This window comes from Polaribacter marinaquae, from assembly GCF_038019025.1.
Classification (GTDB): Bacteria; Bacteroidota; Bacteroidia; order Flavobacteriales; family Flavobacteriaceae; genus Polaribacter; species Polaribacter marinaquae.
Map to the genome: position 1 here is coordinate 1,679,931 of NZ_CP150496.1, position 22,629 is coordinate 1,702,559.

22 protein-coding genes are annotated in these 22,629 nt (G+C 30.1%); 9 read left to right on the forward strand and 13 right to left on the reverse strand.

The genetic code is table 11. From position 1 onward, the window contains the following. Positions 1 to 19: 19 nt before the first annotated feature. Positions 20 to 1,324: an MGH1-like glycoside hydrolase domain-containing protein gene (locus WG950_RS07660; protein WP_340931419.1), complete on the reverse strand. Its 1,305-nt coding sequence runs from the start codon at positions 1,322 to 1,324 to the stop codon at positions 20 to 22. Positions 1,325 to 1,422: 98 nt separating this feature from the next. Then, the gene (locus WG950_RS07665) at positions 1,423 to 4,095 is read right to left on the reverse strand and encodes a TonB-dependent receptor (RefSeq protein ID WP_340931421.1); all 2,673 of its coding nucleotides are present in this window, start codon (positions 4,093 to 4,095) and stop codon (positions 1,423 to 1,425) included. 139 nt (positions 4,096 to 4,234) lie between these two features. Here WG950_RS07665 and WG950_RS07670 point away from each other — a divergent pair, with 139 nt between their 5' ends. Further along, the gene (locus WG950_RS07670; protein ID WP_340931423.1) at positions 4,235 to 5,260 is read left to right on the forward strand and encodes a LacI family DNA-binding transcriptional regulator; all 1,026 of its coding nucleotides are present in this window, start codon (positions 4,235 to 4,237) and stop codon (positions 5,258 to 5,260) included. On the opposite strand, the gene WG950_RS07675 is transcribed toward WG950_RS07670, so the two are convergent. Genes WG950_RS07675 through aspS form a run of 6 tightly spaced genes read right to left on the reverse strand, consistent with a single transcriptional unit; the run spans position 5,261 to position 11,401 of the window. Beyond that, on the reverse strand, positions 5,261 to 7,036 hold the full coding sequence (locus WG950_RS07675; RefSeq protein ID WP_340931425.1) for a chloride channel protein: 1,776 nt from the start codon (positions 7,034 to 7,036) through the stop codon (positions 5,261 to 5,263). Beyond that, entirely contained in the window at positions 7,037 to 7,747 is a 711-nt protein-coding gene (locus WG950_RS07680; RefSeq protein WP_340931426.1) for a DUF6503 family protein, read from the reverse strand. Then, the gene (locus tag WG950_RS07685) at positions 7,748 to 8,572 is read right to left on the reverse strand and encodes a tetratricopeptide repeat protein (protein ID WP_340931428.1); all 825 of its coding nucleotides are present in this window, start codon (positions 8,570 to 8,572) and stop codon (positions 7,748 to 7,750) included. Next, the gene (locus WG950_RS07690; protein WP_340931430.1) at positions 8,544 to 9,062 is read right to left on the reverse strand and encodes a hypothetical protein; all 519 of its coding nucleotides are present in this window, start codon (positions 9,060 to 9,062) and stop codon (positions 8,544 to 8,546) included. The genes WG950_RS07685 and WG950_RS07690 overlap by 29 nt, the downstream gene beginning before the upstream one ends. A gap of 21 nt (positions 9,063 to 9,083) precedes the next feature. Next, positions 9,084 to 9,596, reverse strand: coding sequence for a GTP cyclohydrolase (locus WG950_RS07695; RefSeq protein WP_340931432.1), 513 nt, complete (start codon positions 9,594 to 9,596; stop codon positions 9,084 to 9,086). A 44-nt stretch (positions 9,597 to 9,640) separates the two neighbouring features. Then, positions 9,641 to 11,401, reverse strand: a complete 1,761-nt coding sequence (gene aspS, locus WG950_RS07700) for an aspartate--tRNA ligase (protein WP_340931434.1) — start codon at positions 11,399 to 11,401, stop codon at positions 9,641 to 9,643. Between the two features lie 182 nt (positions 11,402 to 11,583). On the opposite strand from aspS, the gene WG950_RS07705 reads away from it, so the two are divergent. Both WG950_RS07705 and rsmI read left to right on the forward strand, forming a co-directional pair. Beyond that, entirely contained in the window at positions 11,584 to 11,943 is a 360-nt protein-coding gene (locus WG950_RS07705) for a cupin domain-containing protein (protein ID WP_079738021.1), read from the forward strand. A gap of 60 nt (positions 11,944 to 12,003) precedes the next feature. Beyond that, positions 12,004 to 12,681 (forward strand): 16S rRNA (cytidine(1402)-2'-O)-methyltransferase, encoded by a 678-nt coding sequence (gene rsmI / locus WG950_RS07710; RefSeq protein ID WP_340931436.1) that lies wholly within the window; start codon positions 12,004 to 12,006, stop codon positions 12,679 to 12,681. Between the two features lie 66 nt (positions 12,682 to 12,747). Here rsmI and WG950_RS07715 read toward each other — a convergent pair whose 3' ends face one another. From WG950_RS07715 to WG950_RS07725, 3 genes are read right to left on the reverse strand one after another with little or no spacing between them, the layout of a single operon-like run. After that, positions 12,748 to 13,233, reverse strand: coding sequence for a hypothetical protein (locus WG950_RS07715; protein ID WP_340931437.1), 486 nt, complete (start codon positions 13,231 to 13,233; stop codon positions 12,748 to 12,750). Positions 13,234 to 13,258: 25 nt separating this feature from the next. Then, on the reverse strand, positions 13,259 to 13,669 hold the full coding sequence (locus WG950_RS07720) for a hypothetical protein (protein WP_340931439.1): 411 nt from the start codon (positions 13,667 to 13,669) through the stop codon (positions 13,259 to 13,261). Next, positions 13,650 to 14,165: an RNA polymerase sigma factor gene (locus WG950_RS07725; protein ID WP_340931440.1), complete on the reverse strand. Its 516-nt coding sequence runs from the start codon at positions 14,163 to 14,165 to the stop codon at positions 13,650 to 13,652. The genes WG950_RS07720 and WG950_RS07725 overlap by 20 nt, the downstream gene beginning before the upstream one ends. A gap of 130 nt (positions 14,166 to 14,295) precedes the next feature. Between WG950_RS07725 and WG950_RS07730 the strand changes: the two genes are divergently transcribed. The 4 genes from WG950_RS07730 (at position 14,296) to WG950_RS07745 (ending at position 18,413) form a co-directional block, all read left to right on the forward strand. Beyond that, complete coding sequence (locus WG950_RS07730; protein ID WP_340931442.1) at positions 14,296 to 14,637, forward strand: HopJ type III effector protein; 342 nt, start codon at positions 14,296 to 14,298, stop codon at positions 14,635 to 14,637. A gap of 74 nt (positions 14,638 to 14,711) precedes the next feature. Continuing rightward, a complete protein-coding gene (locus WG950_RS07735; protein ID WP_340931443.1) occupies positions 14,712 to 16,073 on the forward strand; it encodes an NAD(P)/FAD-dependent oxidoreductase in 1,362 nt (453 codons plus the stop codon). A 5-nt stretch (positions 16,074 to 16,078) separates the two neighbouring features. Beyond that, the gene (locus WG950_RS07740) at positions 16,079 to 16,651 is read left to right on the forward strand and encodes a uracil-DNA glycosylase family protein (RefSeq protein ID WP_340931445.1); all 573 of its coding nucleotides are present in this window, start codon (positions 16,079 to 16,081) and stop codon (positions 16,649 to 16,651) included. Positions 16,652 to 16,685: 34 nt separating this feature from the next. Next, positions 16,686 to 18,413, forward strand: coding sequence for a M28 family peptidase (locus WG950_RS07745; RefSeq protein WP_340931446.1), 1,728 nt, complete (start codon positions 16,686 to 16,688; stop codon positions 18,411 to 18,413). Here WG950_RS07745 and WG950_RS07750 read toward each other — a convergent pair. Continuing rightward, on the reverse strand, positions 18,410 to 19,387 hold the full coding sequence (locus WG950_RS07750) for a hypothetical protein (RefSeq protein ID WP_340931447.1): 978 nt from the start codon (positions 19,385 to 19,387) through the stop codon (positions 18,410 to 18,412). The genes WG950_RS07745 and WG950_RS07750 overlap by 4 nt on opposite strands. Before the next feature lie 209 nt (positions 19,388 to 19,596). Continuing rightward, entirely contained in the window at positions 19,597 to 20,187 is a 591-nt protein-coding gene (locus WG950_RS07755) for a carboxymuconolactone decarboxylase family protein (protein WP_340931450.1), read from the reverse strand. An 81-nt stretch (positions 20,188 to 20,268) separates the two neighbouring features. Here WG950_RS07755 and WG950_RS07760 point away from each other — a divergent pair, with 81 nt between their 5' ends. After that, on the forward strand, positions 20,269 to 20,694 hold the full coding sequence (locus WG950_RS07760) for an OsmC family protein (protein ID WP_340931453.1): 426 nt from the start codon (positions 20,269 to 20,271) through the stop codon (positions 20,692 to 20,694). An 18-nt stretch (positions 20,695 to 20,712) separates the two neighbouring features. After that, on the forward strand, positions 20,713 to 22,398 hold the full coding sequence (recJ, locus tag WG950_RS07765) for a single-stranded-DNA-specific exonuclease RecJ (RefSeq protein WP_340931455.1): 1,686 nt from the start codon (positions 20,713 to 20,715) through the stop codon (positions 22,396 to 22,398). The last annotated feature ends 231 nt before the right edge of the window (positions 22,399 to 22,629 follow it).

Sequence of the window (22,629 nt, forward strand, 5' to 3'; positions counted from 1 at the left end):
GCTTGGTTAAAAGTATTGTTTAATTATTTAACATATCTAATAATAAAGCTGCACTCCACGAAAAATCTCCACCACCATAACCAGCTTTACCGTCAATATGCATTTCTTTTCTAGAATCAAAATACTCATAAAAACCATTTTTTTCTACAATACTAATGGTATCTTGTTTTACTCGTTCTGAAATATCATTGTAACCATAATTTTTTAATCCGTAGAAAAGCATCCAATTTAAATTTACCCAAACTGGTCCTCTCCAATATTTTTTAGGATTAAAACGATCGCTATCTGGATCGAAAGAAGCACATAAATATTGATGTTCTCCTCCAAATTTTTCTAACATCACTTTTACCATTTTGTCTGCTCTTTCTTGCGATGGAATATTTGCAAATAATGGTGCAAAAGAAGATGATGTTAAATACCTTAATGGTTTTTCATTTCTTAAATCGTAATGAATGTAAGCTCCTAATTCGTCATCATATAATTTTTCGTTAAATGATTTTATACTTTGTGCTTGCCATTTTTTAAGTTGATCAATTTTATCTGCATTACCACCAATTTCTTGATATAATTTAATTAAACTTTCGTTCGATTTTATAAGCATTGCGTTAAACAAAGGATCTTGTACTAAAAAAGGCGATAATTCTGCTATTTTTTCATCACTATAATTATTAGCTTTTGCAATTTCTATAATATGCAAATAATGATCATATTCTCTTTTTGATGGTCTTTCTGAAGCATCTACGTGTGTTGTATCTCTTCTTTCAAAAGTATATTCTGGCGGATTCATAGTTGCCCAAATATCATCCCAAATAGGAGAATTATCTGTACCAGATTCCCAATTATGATAAATATAAACTAAACCTTCATTTTTAGGATCTCTGTTGTTGTAAAAATACTCGTGATTAAAATATACTTTATCAATTACAGTTTCTAAATATTGTAAAGTTTGTGATTTATCCTTGCTGATTTTATACATATCTTCTAACACAAAACCTGTTACCGGTGGCTGTGTCATTCCTGTTGATTTGTATTTTTTTGATGCCAAAGGATGTAAATCTGACCTATGAAAACTAGCTCCAGGGAAATAACTATCATTCTCTGTATGAAAAACAATATGTGGAATAAATCCGTTTTCCCACTGAGCATCTAACAATGTTTCTATTTCTTTTTCTGCATTTTGCATATTAAAATGCGCCAAACCAATGGCTATAAAGCCAGAATCCCATTTCCATTGAAAAGGGTATAAATTGGCACAAGGAATACTAAATTCTCCTTTCCAGTTATTGTTTAAAATTTCTTTTGCTTTTTCTTGTAAGTTATTCATTTTTAAACTGTATTGAATTGTTTTTTCTAATTAAAACTCACTGCTTAACTACTTTATTAAGCAGTGAGAAATCTAATTAATAACTAATGGGTTAAAAGTTAAAAGTTAAAAGTTGCTGTTAAAAACATTCTTCTAGGTAAAATTGGTCTACCAAAGAAAAATTCTGCATCACCTGCTTGGTTTATATTTCTTGGATCTCCTTCTGTTACACCAGAATCATCGAATAAATTAAATACAGAAAAACCTATTCTTAAATCTTCATTTCTATCTTTATCATTATTTAAACTAAAAGTATAACCAGCTCCTATTCTAAATATGTTTATGGCGTCTAACTCTACATTATTGTTGTCTGCTGTAAACTTACTTCCTGTATGATTTAAAGTAAACTGACCATCAAAACTACTATTGTCAAAATGCAATCCCATACTCGTTAAAAAATTTGGTTGTCTTGCCAGTTCGTTACCCACGTTTACTTCTGTAGAACCACCAGCAACTAAATCTTCGTCTGTATTTTTAGTAATTTCATGGTTTTGATATGTTGCAGAACCTCTAAAATCGAAATTTTCAGTTAATTTATAAGACCAATTTGCCTCTAAACCTAAAGTAGATGTACTTTGTTCTGACCTTGTTAAATCTACTAAAGAGCCATTTACAAAACCTTGTGTAATTTTAATTCTATCTTTTAAACTTACATAATAAGTTGCTAAAGATCCAGATAACTTTTCTGTACCTAATTTTGCTCCAACTTCAAATTGAGTAATTTTTTCTGAATCATAATTTGTATTTGGTATGCCTGCTACTGGTGCAAAACCTCTAATTTGCGGAAAGAAAAATCCTCTAGAAAAGTTTGCATATAAATTTACATTATCGGTTAAATTATGCAATGCTGCTAATGATAATGCCCAATCTGTAGCTTCTACATCTGCTCTTAAAAAACTACCATCTGCATATTGTACGTTTGCCAAATCAGAAGTTAAAGTAGCATCATCATAAACAGTGGTGCTTACAATATTACCTTTACTAAAAGTACCTTTTGTACTCTCGATTCTTATACCAGCATCAAAACGCCATTTATCAAAAACCATTTCGTCTGTTATATAAAATGCGGTTTTAGATTGTGATAAAAAGTTGTTAGAAGTCATCCCTATTCTGTTGTATAAACCTCCTTCTGAATATGTTACATTATTACCACCTGCATCTACATAACTTAAATTTACCAAACGAGGATTATTATTAAATTCTGATAAAACTCTATATTGATAATTTACATCTTCTGCTTCTGTTCTTGCCAAGTAAACACCCGCAGTAATGTTATGACTACCTGCATCTGAGTCTATTATTTTTGTTAAAGATGCTTCACCAGAATAGTCTGTCATTGGTCTTAAACGATCTACGTGTAAATTTTCTACTACTAAATCATTTGCATTAACAGCTCCAATTCCTCCTTGATATTGCGCTGTATAACTTAAATTTCCTGGAGCAACGTTTTCGATGTAATTCCCTAAAGTTAACGGATTATTGTACGTTCCGTTTCCACCTACATACAAAGCAAAATTATGTTTATAGCTTGCATATTTTACTTTAGATTTAAACTTTAAATCATCAGCAAAATTATAGTCAAAATCTGCCATTACATATCCACCTTGTGTAGAAACACCATCTTCAATTGGACTTTCATAAGCACCACCAGCAGTTAAAAAAGAAGTATTTGCTAACTGACCTGATAATAGCTGAGAAACAGCTGCACCATCATTACCAGCAATTCTATTTCTGTTACCGTCTAAAGGTAAAGGCATAAAGAATTGTGCGTTATCATTAATCATTTGTCCGTGAACTGTAAAAGAACCATTTTCTAACTTCTTTTTAATATTCGCTCTAAATTGTACACCTTTAGTTGGCATTCCTGTTTCAATTGGCCCGTCATCTTTTCTTACGAAACCTGTAAAAGCATAGTATGTATTAGAATCTTCGCCACCTAATTTACCACCTGTATAAAAATCAGTTTTTAACCTTCCTTTATCTGCCCATTCTACATTTATTAGATTTTCTGCATTAGAATCACCTGTTTTACTTGTATAATTAATAATACCCGCAACAGAGCCCGCACCATATAGAACAGCTGCACCACCTCTTACAAATTCAACACCTTTAAAACCAACATCTGGTCTAGCATATACATCATGTGCAGAAGAGTTTAATCCGAAAGTACTCATTAATGGCATGCCATCATATTGTAAAGGATTAAACACATATTGACCACCAGAAGGCAAACCTCTTACAAAAACATTTGTAGCTGTTTCTCCACCACCACCTTCTGCAGTAATACCAGGAATACTTCTAATAATATCTGCCTGACTATTTGCCGAAAGTTTAGTAATTTCTTTCTGTTTAATAGAACTGATAGACATTGGCGTTTCTTTTTGAGATCTAAAAGTAGAAGATGCTGTTAGAACAATTTCATCTAATTGCGCTCCTCCTTCTTCTAAAACAACAGATACAGTTAAAGTTGTCCCATCTAAGTTTATTAATTTTTCAAAAGTCTTATATCCAATATAAGAAACTTGTATGGTTTGTTTACCTGTACTTTTTGTTGTAAAATTAAAGTTCCCATCAAAATCAGAAGATCCTCCAGAAGTAGTTCCTTTAATTATTACACTGGCATTAGGTATTATATTACCCAAGTTGTCTTTTACAGACCCTTTTACAACCGTCTGAGCAAACATTGCAGAAATGCTAATAATGCAAGTTAATGTTAATAATATTTTTTTCATATTTTAAGAATTAGTTAATTATGAAGTAAATTTATTGACAAATACATTATTTTTTTACGATTTAATTACGAAAAAATAACGCAAACGATTGCGGGAACGTTTGTTTTATTTATTTTTATAAAATAATTTATCAATTAGCATGAAAAAAGAAGTTACTACATTAAAAAAAATAGCTCAATTACTTGATATTTCTACATCTACAGTTTCTAGAGCATTAAATAATCATCCAGATATTAGTGAAGAAACGACTAACAAAGTAAAAAAAATTGCAAAAAAATTAAATTACATGCCTAACATTTTTGCAAAAGGATTTAGGCTACATAGAACTAATATAATAGGCGTTATTGTACCAAATGTTCTCTCATATTTTACATCATCTATTCTTAAAGAAATTTTATTACAAGCAGAAATTAAAGGTTATAGAGTTATTATTTCTGAATCTAACAATGATATAGACAAAGAAAAAGAAATGCTAAACACTATGCTACAATTTGGTGTAGACGGTATTTTAATGTCTTTAACAAAACACACTATTGATGTAGAGCCAATTTTATATGCTTTAAATCAAAAACCATTAATTTTATTTGATAAAGTTTCTAATAAAGTACCCTGCTCTCAAGTTATTATTGATGGAGAAGCTGCTGCGTTTAATGCTGTAGAACATTTAATTAATATTGGTAAAAAAAGAATTGCAATTCTTAAAGAATTTGAACAATCTTATAATTCTGAGAAACGTTTTCAAGGATATTTAAGAGCTTTAAAAACGTATAAAATTCCTGTTGACGAGAAGCTTATTTTAAGTACCGATGATATTTCACTGAAAAAAGGGAGAAGATTAACAAGTCAATTAATAACATTAAAAGAAAAACCAGACGCTATCTTTTCTATTACAGATGCAGCTGCAATTGGTGCTATACAGACATTAAAAAAGTTTAATTTTAAAATTCCAGAAGAAATTGCTGTAATTGGTTTTAGCAACTCATTAAGTTCAACAATTGTAGAACCTCAATTAACTACAATAGATCAACCTGGTAAAAGAATAGGAAAAATTGCTGTAGATTGTCTTATTGAAGAAATTGAAAAACCAAAAGAGCACTTAACAAGCAAAACAATTGAAATTAAAACTAATTTAATTATTAGAAACTCTACTTTGGTATCTCTTTAACTAATTAGTAACTTCTATTAATTTATTTCTATACGCGGTTAATAATTTCGATTTCGAGATAAAACCAACATATTTTTCGTTTTTTACAACGGGTAAATTCCATGCGTTGCTTTCTTTAAATTTTTGCATCACTTTTTCTACCGAGTCATTATGAAAAATTATTGCTGGTGCAGATTTCATAAAATCTGAAACAAAAGTTGTTTCGTATTGTGATTGATCGAACATCATTGGTCTAACGTCATCAAGTAATACAATTCCTAAAAAGCGTTTTTCGTTATCCAAAACCGGAAAAATATTACGTTTCGATTTTGCCACTGCATTTTTTAGCATTGCGCCAAATGTAGTTTCTGGTGTAATTGGTATAAAGTTTTTTTCTATTAATGTATCTATTCGCATCATCATTAAAACATTTTTGTCTTTGTTATGCGTAATTAATTCTCCTCGTTTTGCCAACTCTACCGTGTAAATAGAGTTAGAAATAAAGTATTTTGTAAAAGCAAAACTAATAGCAGCAACCAACATTAATGGTACAAATAAATCGTAACCACCGGTAATTTCTGCAATTAAGAAAATTGCGGTTAAAGGAGCGTGTAAAACTCCGGCCATCAAACCTGTAATACCAATTAATGTAAAATTAGATTCTGATACAGAAAAACCTAATTGATTGATAATTTTAGCTATTGCATTACCCAACACAGAACCCATAAATATTGTTGGTATAAAGATGCCTCCAACTCCGCCAGCAGCAAATGTGGTTGTCATTGCAATTGCTTTAAAAATGGCAATTATCAACAACATAAAACCTACCATATAAGCGTTATTTAAATCTACATTATAAGGTATATCTTTTAAAGCATTTGCTGTATTGCCATTTAACAAACTATTTATTAAACCGTAACCTTCACCATATAAAGGCGGAATTAAATACAACATAATTCCGATAGCAATACCGCCAATAATCAATTTTTTAAACGGACTTGAAAATCGCTCGAAAAAACGTGTTATTGCAAAATACATTTTAGAAAAATATACAGATGCTATTCCTGTAAAGAAAGCCAAAACAATATAAAAAGGAATATCTTTTACTTGAAAGACATCTACCAACTTAAACCCGAACAAAACATCTGTTCCTGCAAAAAAATAAGAGGTAATTATTGCCGAAACTGACGCTAACAATAACGGAACCAAAGATGCAAATGCTAAATCTAAACTAAAAATTTCGACTGCAAAAATGATAGCAGCTACAGGCGCTTTAAACATAGAAGACATTGCACCAGCAGTTGCACAACCAATTAACAACAATCTGGTTTTTGCATTCATATGAAACAATCTAGCAACATTAGACCCCAAAGCCGCACCAGTACTTACCGCAGGCCCTTGTAAACCTGCAGAACCACCAAAACCAACTGTTAAAGGTGCTGTTATTAAAGAAGCAAACATTTTGTAACGCTCTATAATTCCGTTTTTCTTAGAAATAGAATGCAATGTTGTAGATATACCGTGCCCAATTTCTTTTTTAATAATAAACTTTTTAATAGAGTACACTAAAAACAAGCCAATTATAGGAAAGATAAAGTACAACGAATAATGGTAGTCTTTTATTAAATTCCCTTCTAATAAATCTTCTATTACAAAGGTTAAATACTTTAATATGAAGGTTCCAATACCTGCTAAAAAACCCACAAAAACACTTAAAACATAAATAAACTGTCTTTCAGAAATATATTTATATCTCCAAATTAAAACCTTTTTAAGTATTTTATATTTGTTCGGCATTTAGTTTTTAGTAGATAGAAAATCTGTACCTAAATAAGTATTGTCTTTATTAAAATACCAAGCTCTTGCTTTTGGCATTTTAATATTATTTACGGTTTCTAAATCAGAAAGTATAATGTATTCACCATCATTTTTGGTCTCATCTTTAAAAAATTGATACACTTGCATTGCATACGTTTCAGGGTCAAAATAAAAGTACCAAGTATCTTTACCTACTTCTTTACTGTAAGTTGCTTTTAACACCAAATAGTCTTTTCCTTTAAAAGTTTTCTTTGCAACTTTTTGATCGATAATTGTACCATTATCTTTTAACTTCATTGGCAAACCGTACAAATAAGTGTAATAGTTTTTCATGAATTTTGCACGTTCGCAATTTAAACTGTATTTCTTTTTTTGTGCTTCGGATGGATTTGTGTTACCATTAATAGCAAAACTGCAATCTGTTTTATGCACTGCATATTCTGTAATAATTGTATCTTTTGCTGCTTTTAAAAAAAAGTATTGTTCTGGCAAATTAATTCTGATTCTACTTTTTCTAGGACTTCGTTTTGGGGTTTCCATCGTTACAAAAAATTCTCCAGAAAAGGTAGACCAATTACCATTTGGATCGTGAAAATTAATTGCTTTCTCCAAAAGTTCATCCCCAGTAATTTCTTGAGAAAATAGTGTTATAGAAGTAAAAAAAAATGTGATTATGAGTAAATTTTTCATTTATAAGGCTTTTTTTAATTGATTATAATCTTCTAAATACAATTGTCTTAAAGACTCTACATAAGGTCTTTTATTTATGTAACCATTTTCAAAATCAGCAATTGCATCAATAATTAAGTTTTGGGCATTTAAAACCTCGCCTTTTTCTTTTAAGATTAACGCTTTGTAATATTTTGCATCTGCATAATTTCCGTTGTTGTAGTGCAAAACTTTATCAAAATAAAATATTGCTTTTTCTGTATTACCAGATTCATAATAGGCAATACCAGTATATAAAAAAGCTTTTAATTCAATCCAATCTTCACCAGAATCTTTTATTTTTTTATTCATATGTTTTTGAAAATAAGAAATGGAATTTTCATAATCTTTCAATCCTAAATAGGCAATTCCTCTCCAATAATCAACACTATGACCTTGCGGAAAATCTATAAAATTTGGCGTTAAAGTGTCTGTTGTATCAAAATCTGCAATTGCTTTTTTATAATCTCTATAAAACCATAAATAATTATAACCTCTATAACCAATCCATTCTTCAGGATTAATCGCAACAGCTTTATCTAATTGATCTTTCCATTTAAAAGGAATTCCTCTTTTGAGATATGCTACAGAAAGCTCTCTTACACCTTTATCAAAAGTTGGATCTATTGCTACTGATTTCTCAATACCAAGCATAGAACTGACACTGCCTTGCTTAAAATTGCTAGCCTCTTTATAAATTTTTTCGGCTTTTACCCTTCTCTTTTCTATTGACAGACCTTCTTCTTTACAAGAAATCCCAACTAATAGAATATAAAAACTAAGGTAATATTTCAATAATTTTTCCATTTTCAATTCTATATAAAATGTACATATAATAGTCTATAAAACCTTCCTCGTAACCTAATTGATTCCAATTTTCTTTTTTAGAGGTTAATTCTAGTAGCTCATTTATCATTTTATCATCTAAATCTATTTCTTCTAAATCTAAATTCATTTCAATAATTTCGAACCAACCAGCTTCACCTTTACAGTTTACTAAAAACCGAAAACTTACATAACCAGAATCTTTATAAAGTTTTTCATTGTAGTTAGATAAAATAAAATCTCTAAATACTTTTTTACTTCCTTTAAAACCATAAGGTGCTGCTCCGCTATATGTGGTTTTAATATCATTTATATTACATAACGTTTTCCCCTCTTTTAAAAGTGCTTTTTCTGGATTGATATATCCTATATATTTTTCATACTTATTTTCAACTGTTTTTGACGTATCAGTACAACCACAAAAAAATAAAGTAAAAATAAATAGCGATAAAAAAAATTGCTTAAAATTCATAATTTAAAAATAGTGAAATTTCTATAACTCTGTTTTTTGAGTTCCAGAAACTACAACTCCATGTTGCGTTAGTGTAGCTACTTTTTTTGGATTATTAGTTAACATTTTTACAGACTTAACTTTTAAAAATTCTAAAATTTCTGCTGCAACTGTAAAATCTCTTGCGTCTTTTTTAAAGCCAACTTTTTCGTAAGCTTCCGCTTGCGGAATCCCATTTTTCTTATGCTCCATACTTTTAATCAATGCATAATGTCCATTTCCTTTTCCTTCTTGCTCTAACCAAATAACAATTCCTTTTCCCACTTTTTGAATTAGTTGTTGTGAAATTTCCATTTGTTCTCTGCAATCACATTCTATACTATTAAATTGATGTGCAAAAATACAAGAAGAGTGCACTCTACATAAAATATCTTCTTCTCCCTCTATGTCACCCATAACCAAAGAATGAGATTCTCTTTGCCCGTTGTAAAACAAGGTTTCCTTAAAATCACCAAACTTTGTTTTAATGTTTGTTTCTGCTAATTTTACAATCATACTTAAAAGTAATAAAAAATCCCGCAAAAGCGGGATTTCTAATTTTATTCTTTATCTTGAATATTTAATTTCAAACTTAATTCTGTTAGTTGCTCATCGTCTATAAAAGCCGGTGCATCTATCATTACATCTCGACCAGAATTATTTTTTGGAAACGCAATAAAATCTCTAATTGTTTCTTGTCCGCCTAAAATAGCAACCAATCTATCCAAACCAAAAGCCAAACCTCCGTGAGGTGGCGCTCCGTATTCAAAAGCATCCATTAAGAAACCAAACTGTGCTTTCGCTTCTTCCTCAGAAAAACCTAAATGCTTCAACATAGTCGCTTGAATTTGCTTGTCGTGAATTCTAATAGAACCTCCACCAATTTCGTTTCCGTTTAAAACTAAATCATACGCATTTGCTTTTACTTCTCCCGGTTTAGAATCTAACAATTCTAATTGCCCTGGTTTTGGCGAAGTAAATGGATGGTGCATTGCGTGGTAATGCCCAGTTTCTTCATCTAATTCTAATAATGGAAAATCGATTACCCAAAGTGGCGCAAATACTTTAGGATCTCTTAGGCCTAAACGTTCCGCTAACTCCATTCTTAAAGCAGACATTTGTGCTCTTACTTTGTTTGTTTCTCCAGACAATACACATACTAAATCACCTGATTTTGCACCTGTAATTTCTGCCCATTTTGCTAAATCTTCTTGATCATAAAATTTATCTACAGAAGATTTAAATGTTCCGTCTTCGTTTACACGTGCGTAAATCATACCTAAAGCACCAACTTGCGGACGCTTTACCCACTTTATAATATTATCTATTTCTTTTCTTGTATATGCGTTTCCGCCAGGAACTGCAATACCAATTACCAATTCTGCAGAATTAAAAACACCAAAATCTTTGTGTTGTGTAACAGCATTTAACTCGCCAAACTCCATACCAAAACGAATATCTGGTTTGTCGTTTCCATACAAACGCATTGCATCATCATACAACATTCTTGGAAATTTATCTACCTCTACATTATTTACTTCTTTTAGTAAATGACGTGTTAATCCTTCAAAAATATTTAAAATATCTTCTTGTTCTACAAACGCCATTTCACAGTCAATTTGTGTAAATTCTGGTTGTCTGTCTGCACGTAAATCTTCGTCTCTAAAACATTTTACAATCTGAAAATATTTATCCATTCCACCAACCATCAACAATTGTTTAAATGTCTGCGGAGATTGAGGTAATGCATAAAATTGTCCTTGATTCATTCTAGAAGGTACAACAAAATCTCTTGCGCCTTCTGGCGTAGACTTTATTAAATATGGCGTTTCGACTTCTATAAATTCTTGATCAGACAAGTATTTACGAACTTCCATTGCTACTTTATGACGAAAAATTAAACTGTCTTTAACAGGGTTTCTTCGAATATCTAAGTATCTATATTTCATTCGGATGTCTTCTCCTCCATCCGTTTTATCTTCAATTGTAAATGGTGGTAATTTTGCTTCGTTTAAAATTTCTAATTTAGAAACTAAAACTTCTACCTCACCAGTTGGTATGTTTATATTTTTAGATTCACGTTCTATTACCGTTCCTGTAACTTGTATTACAAATTCTCTACCTAAAGATTTTGCCTTATCCATCATTTCTTTTGGCGTACGCTCTTCATCAAAAATAAGCTGAGTAATTCCGTATCTATCACGTAAATCTACCCAAACCATAAAACCTTTATCACGTGATTTTTGAACCCAACCCGCTAAGGTTACCTCTGTATTTATATGCGATGCTCTTAACTCGCCACAAGAATTACTTCTATACATTATTTCTAAAAATTTAAGATGCAAAATTAAACAATTTCCTATTAATATTAGTTTTTTGGGCGTTCATTTCTTATCAGAAATGGCCCGCTTTTCGCACTCGCTTTTTTCGCACCTCAAAAGAGCTCAAACAAATGCTACAATCGGTAACGCAAAATCCGTCTTATTCTTTGTAAATTTGCTTTATGAGCGTAATAAATATTCAAGAAAAATTTAACTTGTTTCAAGACTTATGGTCTCCAAAAAAAGTTGGTCAATTAAACGGACAACAAGTATTATTGGCAAAATTAAAAGGCGAATTTGTTTTTCATAAACACGACAATGAAGACGAACTTTTTCTAGTTATAAAAGGAACTCTAGACATCGAATTACGTGATAAAACAGTAACTTTAAACCAAGGAGAATTTTATATTGTACCTAAAGGTGTAGAACACAAACCTATTGCAAAAGAAGAAGTACATGTTGTTTTATTTGAACCTTTAAATATAAAACACACCGGAGATGTTATTGCAGATATTACTGTAGAAACGTATGAGTCTATTTAACAATAAACTGTTATTAGTTTTTCTTTTTGATTACTGATAATTAAGAACCGATTAAAAACAATGAGTAAATTATATTTAGTACCAACACCAATTGGTAATTTAGAAGACATGACTTTTAGAGCTATAAAAGTTTTAAAAAAAGTAGATTTTATTTTAGCAGAAGATACACGTACAAGTGGTAAATTATTAAAACATTTTGAAATTGCGACGCAAATGCACAGTCATCATATGCACAATGAACATAAGTCTGTAAAAGGAATTGTACAAAGAATTCAAAAAGGAGAAACGTGTGCTTTAATTTCTGATGCCGGAACACCTGCAATTTCAGATCCTGGTTTTTTACTAACAAGAGCTTGTGTAGAAAATAATATTGATGTTGAGTGTTTACCTGGCGCAACAGCTTTTGTACCAGCACTAGTAAACTCTGGATTGCCAAATGACAAATTTGTTTTCGAAGGATTTTTACCCGTAAAAAAGGGAAGACAAACTCGTTTTCTTTTTTTAGCCGAAGAAAAAAGAACCATGATTTTTTACGAATCGCCACACAAACTAGTAAAAACTTTAGGCCATTTTATAGAATATTTTGGAGCAGAAAGACAAGTTTCTGTTTCAAGAGAACTCACAAAAATGTTTGAAGAAACTGTAAGAGGAACCGCAACTGAGGTTTTGGCTCATTTTACAAAAAAACCTCCAAAAGGAGAAATTGTAGTAATTGTTGAAGGAAAATCATCTAAATAAAACTAAAAACCTCAATAAATAGAAAAATTATTTATTGAGGTTTTTAATTATCGCTTAATAAGATTCTTAATTCTTCGTTGTAATTAATATAACACCATTTGGCGCATTATATTTTTTCAAAGCTTTTTCACCTTTTAAAACCTCCATTTTTTCAATATATCTTGGCGCTAAAGAGTCTAAAACTTTTCTACTTGAAACCACACCATCTATAATTACTAGCGGCTCCTTTTTAGAGTCTTTGGTTAATAATTTCTCTTTTTTTTCTTTATCAGACCAATCTATAGGTTTATAATGCTTTGTATTAATTATAATGACTCCATTTGGCGCATTATATTCAACTAACGCCTTTTCTCCTTTTAAAATATGCATCGATTCTATTTGAGATTGATCTATTAACTCAACAGGAAACTCAAACTTTTTTCCGTCTACTATAATTAGTGGCTTTTTATCATCTTTTACTTTTACATATAGGTTTTTCTTATTTGTATTTTGAGCTAAAACAGTAAAATTACACGCCATTAATAGCACTAATAAGATGGTTATTTTTTTCATGATATTTATTATTTTAATTTAGTTTTTATTCTTGTTTAGTATACACAATTATCAATTCGTCTTCAAAAATGATGGTTTCATTATCAGTAAACATACTTCTTGCTTCATTAAGTAAAAGTTCTTTTTCTTCAATGCTCTGCTTATTATTAGAAAAACTATAAAATGCTAACGTAATTAAAACCGCTACAGAAGCTACAGCTCCAAAAAATTTATATCTAAAACTGTATTTGTTTGCTATTTTAGGTTCAAAAGAATTCCATAGTTTGTCATTAAAATTATTTGGAGCAACTTTTTTGTTAGTTTTTACAAAATTTGCCCAATTTCCTAATCCTTCTTCGGTATTCTTTACACTATCAAACAAATAAGCTTCTTCTTCTAAAGTAGTATTACCTAACTTATATTTTTCTACTAAGTTTTTAATATTTTCCTCTTTCATAACTGTATGTTTTTTCTAAGGTTATACTAATTTGTTTTCTAGCTCTAGAGAGTAAAACTCTTACATGCGAGGTTTTAATTTGTAATGCAGCAGCTATTTCTTCAAAATCGAAACCATCTAAATCTCTCATTATAAATACTTCTTTCTGTTGCTCTGGTATCGTTTTTAAAATTGTACTTATGTGGCTATTCAACTCTTCCCATTCTAAATTTAGATGCTCATTTGTAGATTTTACTAATTTTAAAACATCCGAAGAATCTTCTAGTAAAACTTTCTTTTTTCTTAATAAATCTAAACAATAATTACGAGCAGTTAAGACTACAAAACCCTTAATATTAGGATGTTTACTTAACTGTTTGCGCTTGTGCCATAATTTTATCATTATTTCTTGTATTGCATCTTCTGCTTTAGAAGTACTGCCCAACATTCTACTTACCATAGGAAATAGCAATTCTGATAATGAAAAAACGCTATGTTTAAAGTCTTGTTTGGTCATTCTATATATATAACGTTAAAGTAGATATATTTATAACAGCGATTTGGTTTTTATTTGAAAATTCTTAAAAATTTGATTTTACTTATAGTATTTTTGACTTGATAATCTTATTTCATTCAAAAACAAAAAAATGATCATTCAAGAATTTAAGACAAAGTTAAAATCGAATCCTAGCGCTATATTATTTGCTGACACAATGCAAGTAATAGAAGACAACTATAATTTTACACCAACTGCTTTTAAAAACGGAACTATCGAAAATAAAGCAGGTGAAAATGCTGGTTCTTGTAAATTATTTGCTTTTGCAAAACTTCAAAAATTGACAAAAGAAGAAACTTTATTTTGTTTTGGTGAACATTATAAAAATGTTTTAGAGGATGCAAACGGTACTTCTCACCAAAACATTAGAAACTTTATGAACACAGGTTTTGATGGTTTAACTTTCGAAAGTGAGGCATTAACTTTAAAGTAAATAAGTTCATAAAATTAGTAATTGCATTAAACTTAGGTTTTATTCTGTTTTATTTTTGATGAAAATCTAATTTTATGGAATCTAAACATTACGACGTTTTTGTAATAGGAAGCGGAATTGCAGGACAAACAGCTGCTAAAATTTGTGCCAAAAACGGACTAAAAGTTGCTATTGCAGACAAACAAGCCTTTGGCGGCACTTGCGCTATTAGAGGTTGCGATCCTAAAAAGGTAATGCTTCAGTTTGCTGATATTTTAAAAAAAACAGCAGACTTAAAAGGTTTAGGTATTAAAAAAGTTCCAGAGATTAGTTGGAAAGACATCTTAAAGTTTAAAGATTCTTTTGTAAAAAAAGTTCCTAAAGAAACCGAAGAAAATTTAACGGAATTAGACATCGATTTATACCATCAAACTCCAAAATTTAAAAGTAAAAATGAAATTTTGGTTGAAGGAAAATTAATTTCCGCAGATAAGTTTGTTATCTCAACTGGCTTAACACCAAGAAAACTAAACTTTGAAGGTGCTAATTTCTTAAAAACATCTAATGATTTTTTCAATCTAAAAAAGTTACCAAAATCTGCAACTTTTATCGGCGCCGGTTATGTTGGTATGGAGTTTTCTTATCTTTTGGCTACACTTGGTTGCAAAGTTACAATTATCGATAGAGGTGAAATGGCATTGTCTCAATTCGAACCTTTTTTGGTTAAAAAACTTATAGATAAAATGCAAAAAAGTGGTATTAATTTCATTTTTGAGGCAGAAATTGATTCCGTAGAAAAACTTCGAAAAAACTATAGAGTTCATTTTAAACATAATAATAAGATAAAAAAGGTAAAATCTACTGTAGTTTTTAATACTTCTGGTCGTGTGCCAGCAACAAATTTATTAGATTTAGAAAACGCAAATATTAAAAACGACAATACTGGTGTTTTAGTAAATAATTATCTTAAAAGTAATACTAATAAAAACGTGTATGCTTGTGGCGATGTTTCTAGCAAATCTTTGCCATTAACACCGCTTTCTGGTTTACAAGGTTATATTGTTGGTAACAATATTTTAAAAAATAATTCGAAAAAATTTAGCAATCCACTGGTACCTTCTGTCGTATTTACAAATCCTAATTTGGCAACAGTTGGCTTAACAGAAGAAAAAGCTAAAGAGCAATATAATGCTATCAAAGTTTTTAAAGGTGATGCATCTCACTTTTACAATGCAAAAAAAGAAAATGCAGATTTGTATGCTTATAAAATAATTGTAAATGATAAAACAAAAGTTATTGTTGGTGCTCATTTATTATCCGCAGAGGCAAATGAATGCATTAATATTTTTTCGATGGCAATTCATCAAAAAATGACGACTAAAGAATTTAAAAAGCTTATTTTCACATATCCTTCTTTTGCTAGCGATTTAAAGTCGATGCTAAAAGATTCAGATTAATATACGTGAAACAACTTTTATCAGAAATAAAAAATTGCAGAATTTGCGAACCTCATCTAGATTTAGGAGCAAATCCTGTTGTTACTGCTCATAAAAATTCGAAAATTGTAATTATTGGGCAAGCTCCCGGAACAAAAGTGCACAAATCTGGAATTCCTTGGGATGATGCAAGCGGGAAACAATTACGTAAGTGGTTAAATGTTACTGATAAAGATTTTTATGATGTTGAAAAATTTGCCATAATTCCGATGGGTTTTTGTTACCCAGGAAAAGGAAAATCTGGCGACAAACCTCCAAGAAAAGAATGCGCTCCGCAATGGCATCAACAATTATTCGATTTTATGCCAAATTTAGAATTGGTTATTTTAATAGGCATGTATGCGCAGAATTATTACTTAAAAGAAAAAGCAAAAAGAACACTTACAGAAACGGTAGATAATTATCCAGAGTATTTACCAAGCTATTTTGTGCTTCCGCATCCTTCGCCAAGAAATCGATTTTGGTTAACAAAAAATCCTTGGTTTGAAAAAAATGTAATCCCTACCTTACAAAAAACAGTTTCTAAAATTATCAAATAAAAAAACTACATTTATAACTTCTAAATTTAGAGTTATGCTTAAAAAAATAGTTGCCTTTTTACTAGTATCAATACTTATAATCAATTGTAAAAAAGAAGGTGAAGTTGTTATACTTTCTACTGATAATTATTCTGATGTAATTAATAAAGAATTTACAGGAGATTTAGCTTACGAAACAACTGCTTTTGTAGAAAAATATTGGCGTGTAGTTGGTAATACCGGCTTTAACGAAAGTGTTTTTAATATTGCTAAAAACTTAGAAAAAGCAGGTTTTATTTTAGAAGAAAAGGCTACCGAAAGTAATTTATTAACCTATAGAATAGAAAAAAGACCTTTAAAAAGATCAACTTGGGAATCTGTAAATGCTAACGTAAAAATTAAAGGAGATGCTACTTATTTGTTAGAGCATGCAACTAACAGAAACATGATTGCATTAAACTCTTATAGCACACCAGAAAAAGGAATTGAAGCTGATGTTGTGTATATTAAAGATGTAAAAAATCTTGCTAAAACAGATGTAAAAGGTAAAATAGTATTTGCAGAAACGAGTCCGTATAGAATTTTTAAAACAGCAATTATTGATGGCAAAGCAGCCGGAATTTTAACCTATAATAATCCTGATTATTTACAACCAGAAAAAAACAAAACTTCTATTCAATTCAGATCTATTCCTTTAGATACCGTTCATAAACCTTGGGCAATTGCACTTTCTTTTGAAGCTAAAGAACGCTTAAAAAAGTCTTTAGAAAAAGGAAAAGTAACTTTAAATGTAAACGTAGAAACTAAAATTTATCCATCCGAAGAATTAACAATTGTAGCAGATATTAAAGGTACAGAAAGGCCTAAAGAACGTTTGGTATTTAGTGCGCACATACAAGAACCTGGCGCCAATGATAATGCTACCGGGGTTGGTGTTGCTCTAGAAATGGCAAGTTTAACAGCAAAATTCATAAAAGAAAAAAGCTATAATCCTAAAAGAACCCTAACTTTTTTATGGGGTGATGAAATTGTTTCTACAAGAAGATATGTTCAAGAAGATTCTATTAGAGCAAAAAATATAAAATGGGGAATTTCTTTAGATATGGTTGGTGAGAATACTGATAAAACTGGCGGAGTTTTCCTTATCGAAAAAATGCCAGATCCGAGTGCTATCTGGACACGCGGAAATGATAAACACACAGAATGGGGTGGTTCTAAAATGAGTTTAGACCAAATGAAACCGCACTATTTAAATGACTTTTTAATAAATAAATTTAAAGCTCAAGGTAAACTTGCTAATTGGCAAGTAAGTACAAATCCTTTTGAAGGTGGTAGTGATCACGTTCCTTTTTTAAGGGAAAATATACCGAGTGTTTTATTTTGGCACTTTACAGATCAATTTTACCATACAGATAATGACAGAATTGATAAAGTTTCTAAAACGACTCTTAAAAATGTAGGAACAACAGCATTAATTGCCGCATATACTTTACTAAATGCTGATGCGAAAACAGCAAAATCAATTATAAATGAAATTGAAACCGCTGCAAAAAATAGACTTAATGAAGAACTTAAGCAAAGTAAGATAGCTATAAACAACAATCAATCTCTAGAAACGCAAATAGAAATTATTACTGCTTGGAATAATTGGTATCAAAAATCAATAGAAACTACAACAGATTTAGTTATCAATAAAAATGATATTACTAAAGAAATCGATCGTTCTAAAAAGTTAATAGATTCGATATCTAAAACTATTATATTTAAGCTTACAAAAAATTAAAGCATTAATTTTTGTTTGCTCTTTTCTATTTTTTGATACATTTTATTAAAAAACATTTTTCTAGCAACAGAGCTTTCGCCAGAAATATTTGTAGAATATTGCAGTTGTTTATTTAAATGTTTTTCTACTTGAGCACTTGTTTCTAAATCTGTTACTTTAAAATAAGTTAAATTAGTATAGGGCACAAATGCTTTTTTTAAAGTATCTGTTTGCATAAAGATAGTATCTGATAAAGAGATAAGATTATTGCAATATAATTTAAAAGTATTATCGTTTACGGCTCTCTTTTCATTTTTAGCCTGTTGTTCTAATTGCTGTAATGTATTTACCAATCCTTCTAAAATTGCTATAGCTTCATCTTCTTTTAATAAGCCAATTTCAAAAAAGTAAGTTATTTGGTTTATTAAATTATCTATTGTAAAATCGTTCCAAATTTCTATTAAAGCTACTTTTTTATAATTTTCTACAAAAGAATCATAAGCATCTAAAATGGTATCTGAAGGGTTAAAATTAGCAAAAGAAATTGTTTTAACATTCTCTTTTTTTGGCAACATACTCACTAGCAGATATATTCTAAATTTTTTTAAAATACTATTATTAATATGATAACAAGGTAGGTCATTTGCACAGCTTATAATTTTTCCTTTTTTAGAATTTAGTACTGCCTGAATTTCAATATTACAAGTATTTAAATAATTGTATAAGAAATCTATAGAAATTTCACCGTGGGTTTTCTCTACACTTATCACCTTATTTTCTGATGAATTTTCTGATGATAAATTTTTAAGATCTAAATTGTAGTGTTTAGATAAAACAAGCGCTTCGTTTAAAGTAAGTGCTGTTTTACCTTTAATTCTTCTGTAAGCTGCATCGTAATTTATATCTAAAACACTAGCAACGTCTTCTATTAAAGAGACATTTTTTGGTAAGTTTTCTCTAATTAACTTAAATAATCTTTCTTCTGCCTTATTCATTCTGTCCTATCATTCACTTCTATCAAATTTTACAAAATATAATTTGCAATTTTGTGAAATTTGCAATAATAACCTTCTTTATTTAACTAAATTTGAAATTAAATTGAAGAGGTTGGGGGACCTTTACATTTTAAAAAACAAGCCTTTTCAGTATTATTTGAAAAGGCTTTCTTTTTGTAAATATAAAAAGTTTCTACGTAATTTTAAAATTAAACATGTTTACCAACTTCAAAACCATGTTTTCCTAAGTATTTATCGCCACTTTCAATTGCATCTTCTTCTAGGGTTGTTCCCATAGAGTCATTCCATCTATTTAAGTAGCCAAATAAAGAAATTACACCTAGCATTTCTACAATTTCTCCTTCGTTCCAATATTTATATAATTCTTCTTTAATTTTTGCATCTACAGCATTTGGTACCATTGATGCTGCTAAAGAAAAATCTAATGCTGCTCTTTCTGCATCAGAAAAAGCAGAATGCGTTTTATACTCCCAAATATTATCTAATTGCTCTTGTTCTGCACCATAACGCTCTGCAGCTCTAATTGCATGTGCTTGGCAATATCTGCAACCAGTAGCATTACTAGAAACCCAAGCAATCATTCTTTTTAACGCAGAAGTTACTTTACCTTCGTTTGCCATAACTGCTTTATTTAGATTGATAAAAGCTTTTGATATTGCAGGCCTACGCTGCATTGTTAGTACTGAATTAGGACAAAAACCTAAAGTTTCATTAAAAAATTCTGCTAACTTTTTTGTTTCTAAATCGTGCTCTGCTTCTAGAGGAGTTACTAATGCCATATTTTTATATCTTTAATTAATTTGTGCTTACATTTGTATTAAAGCACAATTTAATACTTCATTTTTAAAAAAATAGATTTTATGATTAAAAATACAGTTACAACGGTTTGGACACAGAAATCGCAATTTGAAACTGATAACCCAAGTGGGCATAAATTTACAATGTTTGATAAATCGCAAGATAACGGAGACGTAGTTGGTTTTGCACCAAAAGCATTAATGTTGTCTTCTTTAGCTGGTTGCTCTGGTTTAGATGTAGTTTCTTTATTAACTAAAATGCATGCAGAAGTTGCAGATTTTAAAATTGAGGTTACAGCAAATTTAACAGACGAACATCCAAAATTTTACGATAAAGTAAAAGTAGATTATCATTTTTCTGATGCAGAATTACAGCCAAAAAAAATACAAAAAGCGGTAAATTTATCGGTTACAAAGTATTGCGGTGTTATGGAAATGTTTCGTCAATTTGCAGATGTAGAGATAGAAATTCATTTGCATAATTTATAAAAAGTAGAAAAAATTGCTATGAGATGGACGCTAAAGCAAAATCCAGAAAAAGAAAAAGTAGAAAAATTAGCAAAAGACTTACAAGTAAATAAAACAATTGCTACCATACTTTGTCAAAGAAATATTGAAACTTTTGACCAAGCAAAAAGTTTTTTTCGTCCTAGTTTAGAAGATATTCACGATCCTTTTTTAATGAAGGATATGGATTTAGCAGTAGAACGTATAGAAAAAGCAATTGCCAATAATGAAAACATTTTAATTTATGGTGATTATGATGTTGATGGTACAACTGCAGTTTCTTTGGTTGCCTCTTATTTAAAAACTATTCATCCTAATATTGCAACTTATATTCCAGATCGATACGCAGAAGGTTATGGGGTTTCTTATATAGGAATTGATTTTGCGCATGACAATGATTTCTCTTTAATTATAGCTTTAGATTGCGGTATAAAAGCAATCGAAAAAGTTGCTTATGCATCAGAAAAAAACATAGATTTTATCATTTGCGATCATCACAAACCTGGTGATAAAATACCAGAAGCTGTTGCGGTTTTAAATGCTAAAAGAGACGATTGTACATATCCTTTTGATGAACTTTGTGGTTGTGGCGTTGGTTTTAAATTGATACAGGCTTTGGGTTCTAAAAGAAACCAAAACATAGAAGATTTTATACCTTATTTAGATTTAGTTGCTACTGCAATTGCTGCAGATATTGTACCTATGAATGGCGAAAACAGGGTTTTGGCATATTATGGCTTGCAAGTTATTAATGAAAATCCAAGAAACGGAATTAAAGCAATAATTCATCAAACCAAAAAAACAACGCTTACAATAACAGACGTGGTTTTTATAATTGCACCAAGAATTAATGCTGCCGGAAGAATGAAACACGGTAATTATGCTGTTGAATTATTAACAGAAATGGACTTTGACTCGGCAGTAGAATTTGCTGCAGCGATAGAAATTTTTAATGCCGACAGAAAAGATTTAGATAAAAAAATTACAGATCAAGCTTTAATTCAAATTATTGATAATGAAGAAGAAAATTGTTTTACATCTGTTGTTTATCAAGAAGATTGGCACAAAGGCGTTATCGGTATTGTTGCTTCTAGATTAATAGAAACCTATTACAGACCAACTTTAGTTTTTACAAAAAGTGGCGATAAATTAGCTGCTTCTGCAAGATCGGTAAAAGGTTTTGATGTTTACAATGCATTACATGAATGCGAAGAATTTATAGAGCAATTTGGCGGACATAAATATGCAGCCGGTTTGACTTTATTGCCAGAAAATTATCAGAATTTTAAAAATAAGTTCGAAGAAGTTGTAAAAAATACAATTAATAAAGAATTATTAACTCCAGAAATTTCTGTGGATGCCACAATAGAATTATCTGAAATTACTCCAAAATTTTTTAGAATTATCGAACAAATGGCGCCTTTTGGTCCAATGAACATGAAACCAACATTTGTTTCTACTTGCGTTAGAGATAATGGTTATGGTAAACAAGTTGGTGCAGATAAAAGTCATTTGAAATTAAATGTTTTTCAGGGAGATAATAAACAAACTTTTGGTGCAATTGGTTTTGGTTTGGGTAATAAAATTGAACACGTTAAAAACGATTTTGACATTGTTTATGCTTTGGATGAAAACGAATGGAATGGCCACAAATCGATTCAATTGGTTTTAAAAGACTTAAAATAGCTATTAAAAACTAAATTTAGCAAACAAGTTTAGCCCTGATTGAACGGCTTGTTTGAGCTCTTTTTTATTCTTTTTCTGAATAAAAAAAGCGAGTAGTGAAAGCAGGAAATAGCTTCTAAAAAAAAATAAAACCCACTTCTAAGAAGAAGTGGGAAAATTGCTATGAAAAAGAAATGATAAGAAGTTTCTTATCATAATTGTTTAGACGTATAACTTTATAAAAACTTTCAA

Excerpts from the sequence above, each read along its gene's own strand:
- WG950_RS07670 (WP_340931423.1), top strand. The coding sequence starts at position 4,235 with ATGAAAAAAGAAGTTACTACATTAAAAAAAATAGCTCAATTACTTGAT.
- WG950_RS07660 (WP_340931419.1), bottom strand. The coding sequence starts at position 1,324 with ATGAATAACTTACAAGAAAAAGCAAAAGAAATTTTAAACAATAACTGG.
- WG950_RS07720 (WP_340931439.1), bottom strand. The coding sequence starts at position 13,669 with ATGAAAGAGGAAAATATTAAAAACTTAGTAGAAAAATATAAGTTAGGT.
- WG950_RS07685 (WP_340931428.1), bottom strand. The coding sequence starts at position 8,572 with ATGGAAAAATTATTGAAATATTACCTTAGTTTTTATATTCTATTAGTT.
- WG950_RS07735 (WP_340931443.1), top strand. The coding sequence starts at position 14,712 with ATGGAATCTAAACATTACGACGTTTTTGTAATAGGAAGCGGAATTGCA.
- WG950_RS07675 (WP_340931425.1), bottom strand. The coding sequence starts at position 7,036 with ATGCCGAACAAATATAAAATACTTAAAAAGGTTTTAATTTGGAGATAT.
- WG950_RS07730 (WP_340931442.1), top strand. The coding sequence starts at position 14,296 with ATGATCATTCAAGAATTTAAGACAAAGTTAAAATCGAATCCTAGCGCT.
- WG950_RS07715 (WP_340931437.1), bottom strand. The coding sequence starts at position 13,233 with ATGAAAAAAATAACCATCTTATTAGTGCTATTAATGGCGTGTAATTTT.
- WG950_RS07760 (WP_340931453.1), top strand. The coding sequence starts at position 20,269 with ATGATTAAAAATACAGTTACAACGGTTTGGACACAGAAATCGCAATTT.
- rsmI (WP_340931436.1), top strand. The coding sequence starts at position 12,004 with ATGAGTAAATTATATTTAGTACCAACACCAATTGGTAATTTAGAAGAC.
- WG950_RS07690 (WP_340931430.1), bottom strand. The coding sequence starts at position 9,062 with ATGAATTTTAAGCAATTTTTTTTATCGCTATTTATTTTTACTTTATTT.
- aspS (WP_340931434.1), bottom strand. The coding sequence starts at position 11,401 with ATGTATAGAAGTAATTCTTGTGGCGAGTTAAGAGCATCGCATATAAAT.
- WG950_RS07680 (WP_340931426.1), bottom strand. The coding sequence starts at position 7,747 with ATGAAAAATTTACTCATAATCACATTTTTTTTTACTTCTATAACACTA.
- WG950_RS07705 (WP_079738021.1), top strand. The coding sequence starts at position 11,584 with ATGAGCGTAATAAATATTCAAGAAAAATTTAACTTGTTTCAAGACTTA.
- WG950_RS07755 (WP_340931450.1), bottom strand. The coding sequence starts at position 20,187 with ATGGCATTAGTAACTCCTCTAGAAGCAGAGCACGATTTAGAAACAAAA.
- WG950_RS07695 (WP_340931432.1), bottom strand. The coding sequence starts at position 9,596 with ATGATTGTAAAATTAGCAGAAACAAACATTAAAACAAAGTTTGGTGAT.
- WG950_RS07725 (WP_340931440.1), bottom strand. The coding sequence starts at position 14,165 with ATGACCAAACAAGACTTTAAACATAGCGTTTTTTCATTATCAGAATTG.
- WG950_RS07665 (WP_340931421.1), bottom strand. The coding sequence starts at position 4,095 with ATGAAAAAAATATTATTAACATTAACTTGCATTATTAGCATTTCTGCA.
- recJ (WP_340931455.1), top strand. The coding sequence starts at position 20,713 with ATGAGATGGACGCTAAAGCAAAATCCAGAAAAAGAAAAAGTAGAAAAA.
- WG950_RS07750 (WP_340931447.1), bottom strand. The coding sequence starts at position 19,387 with ATGAATAAGGCAGAAGAAAGATTATTTAAGTTAATTAGAGAAAACTTA.
- WG950_RS07745 (WP_340931446.1), top strand. The coding sequence starts at position 16,686 with ATGCTTAAAAAAATAGTTGCCTTTTTACTAGTATCAATACTTATAATC.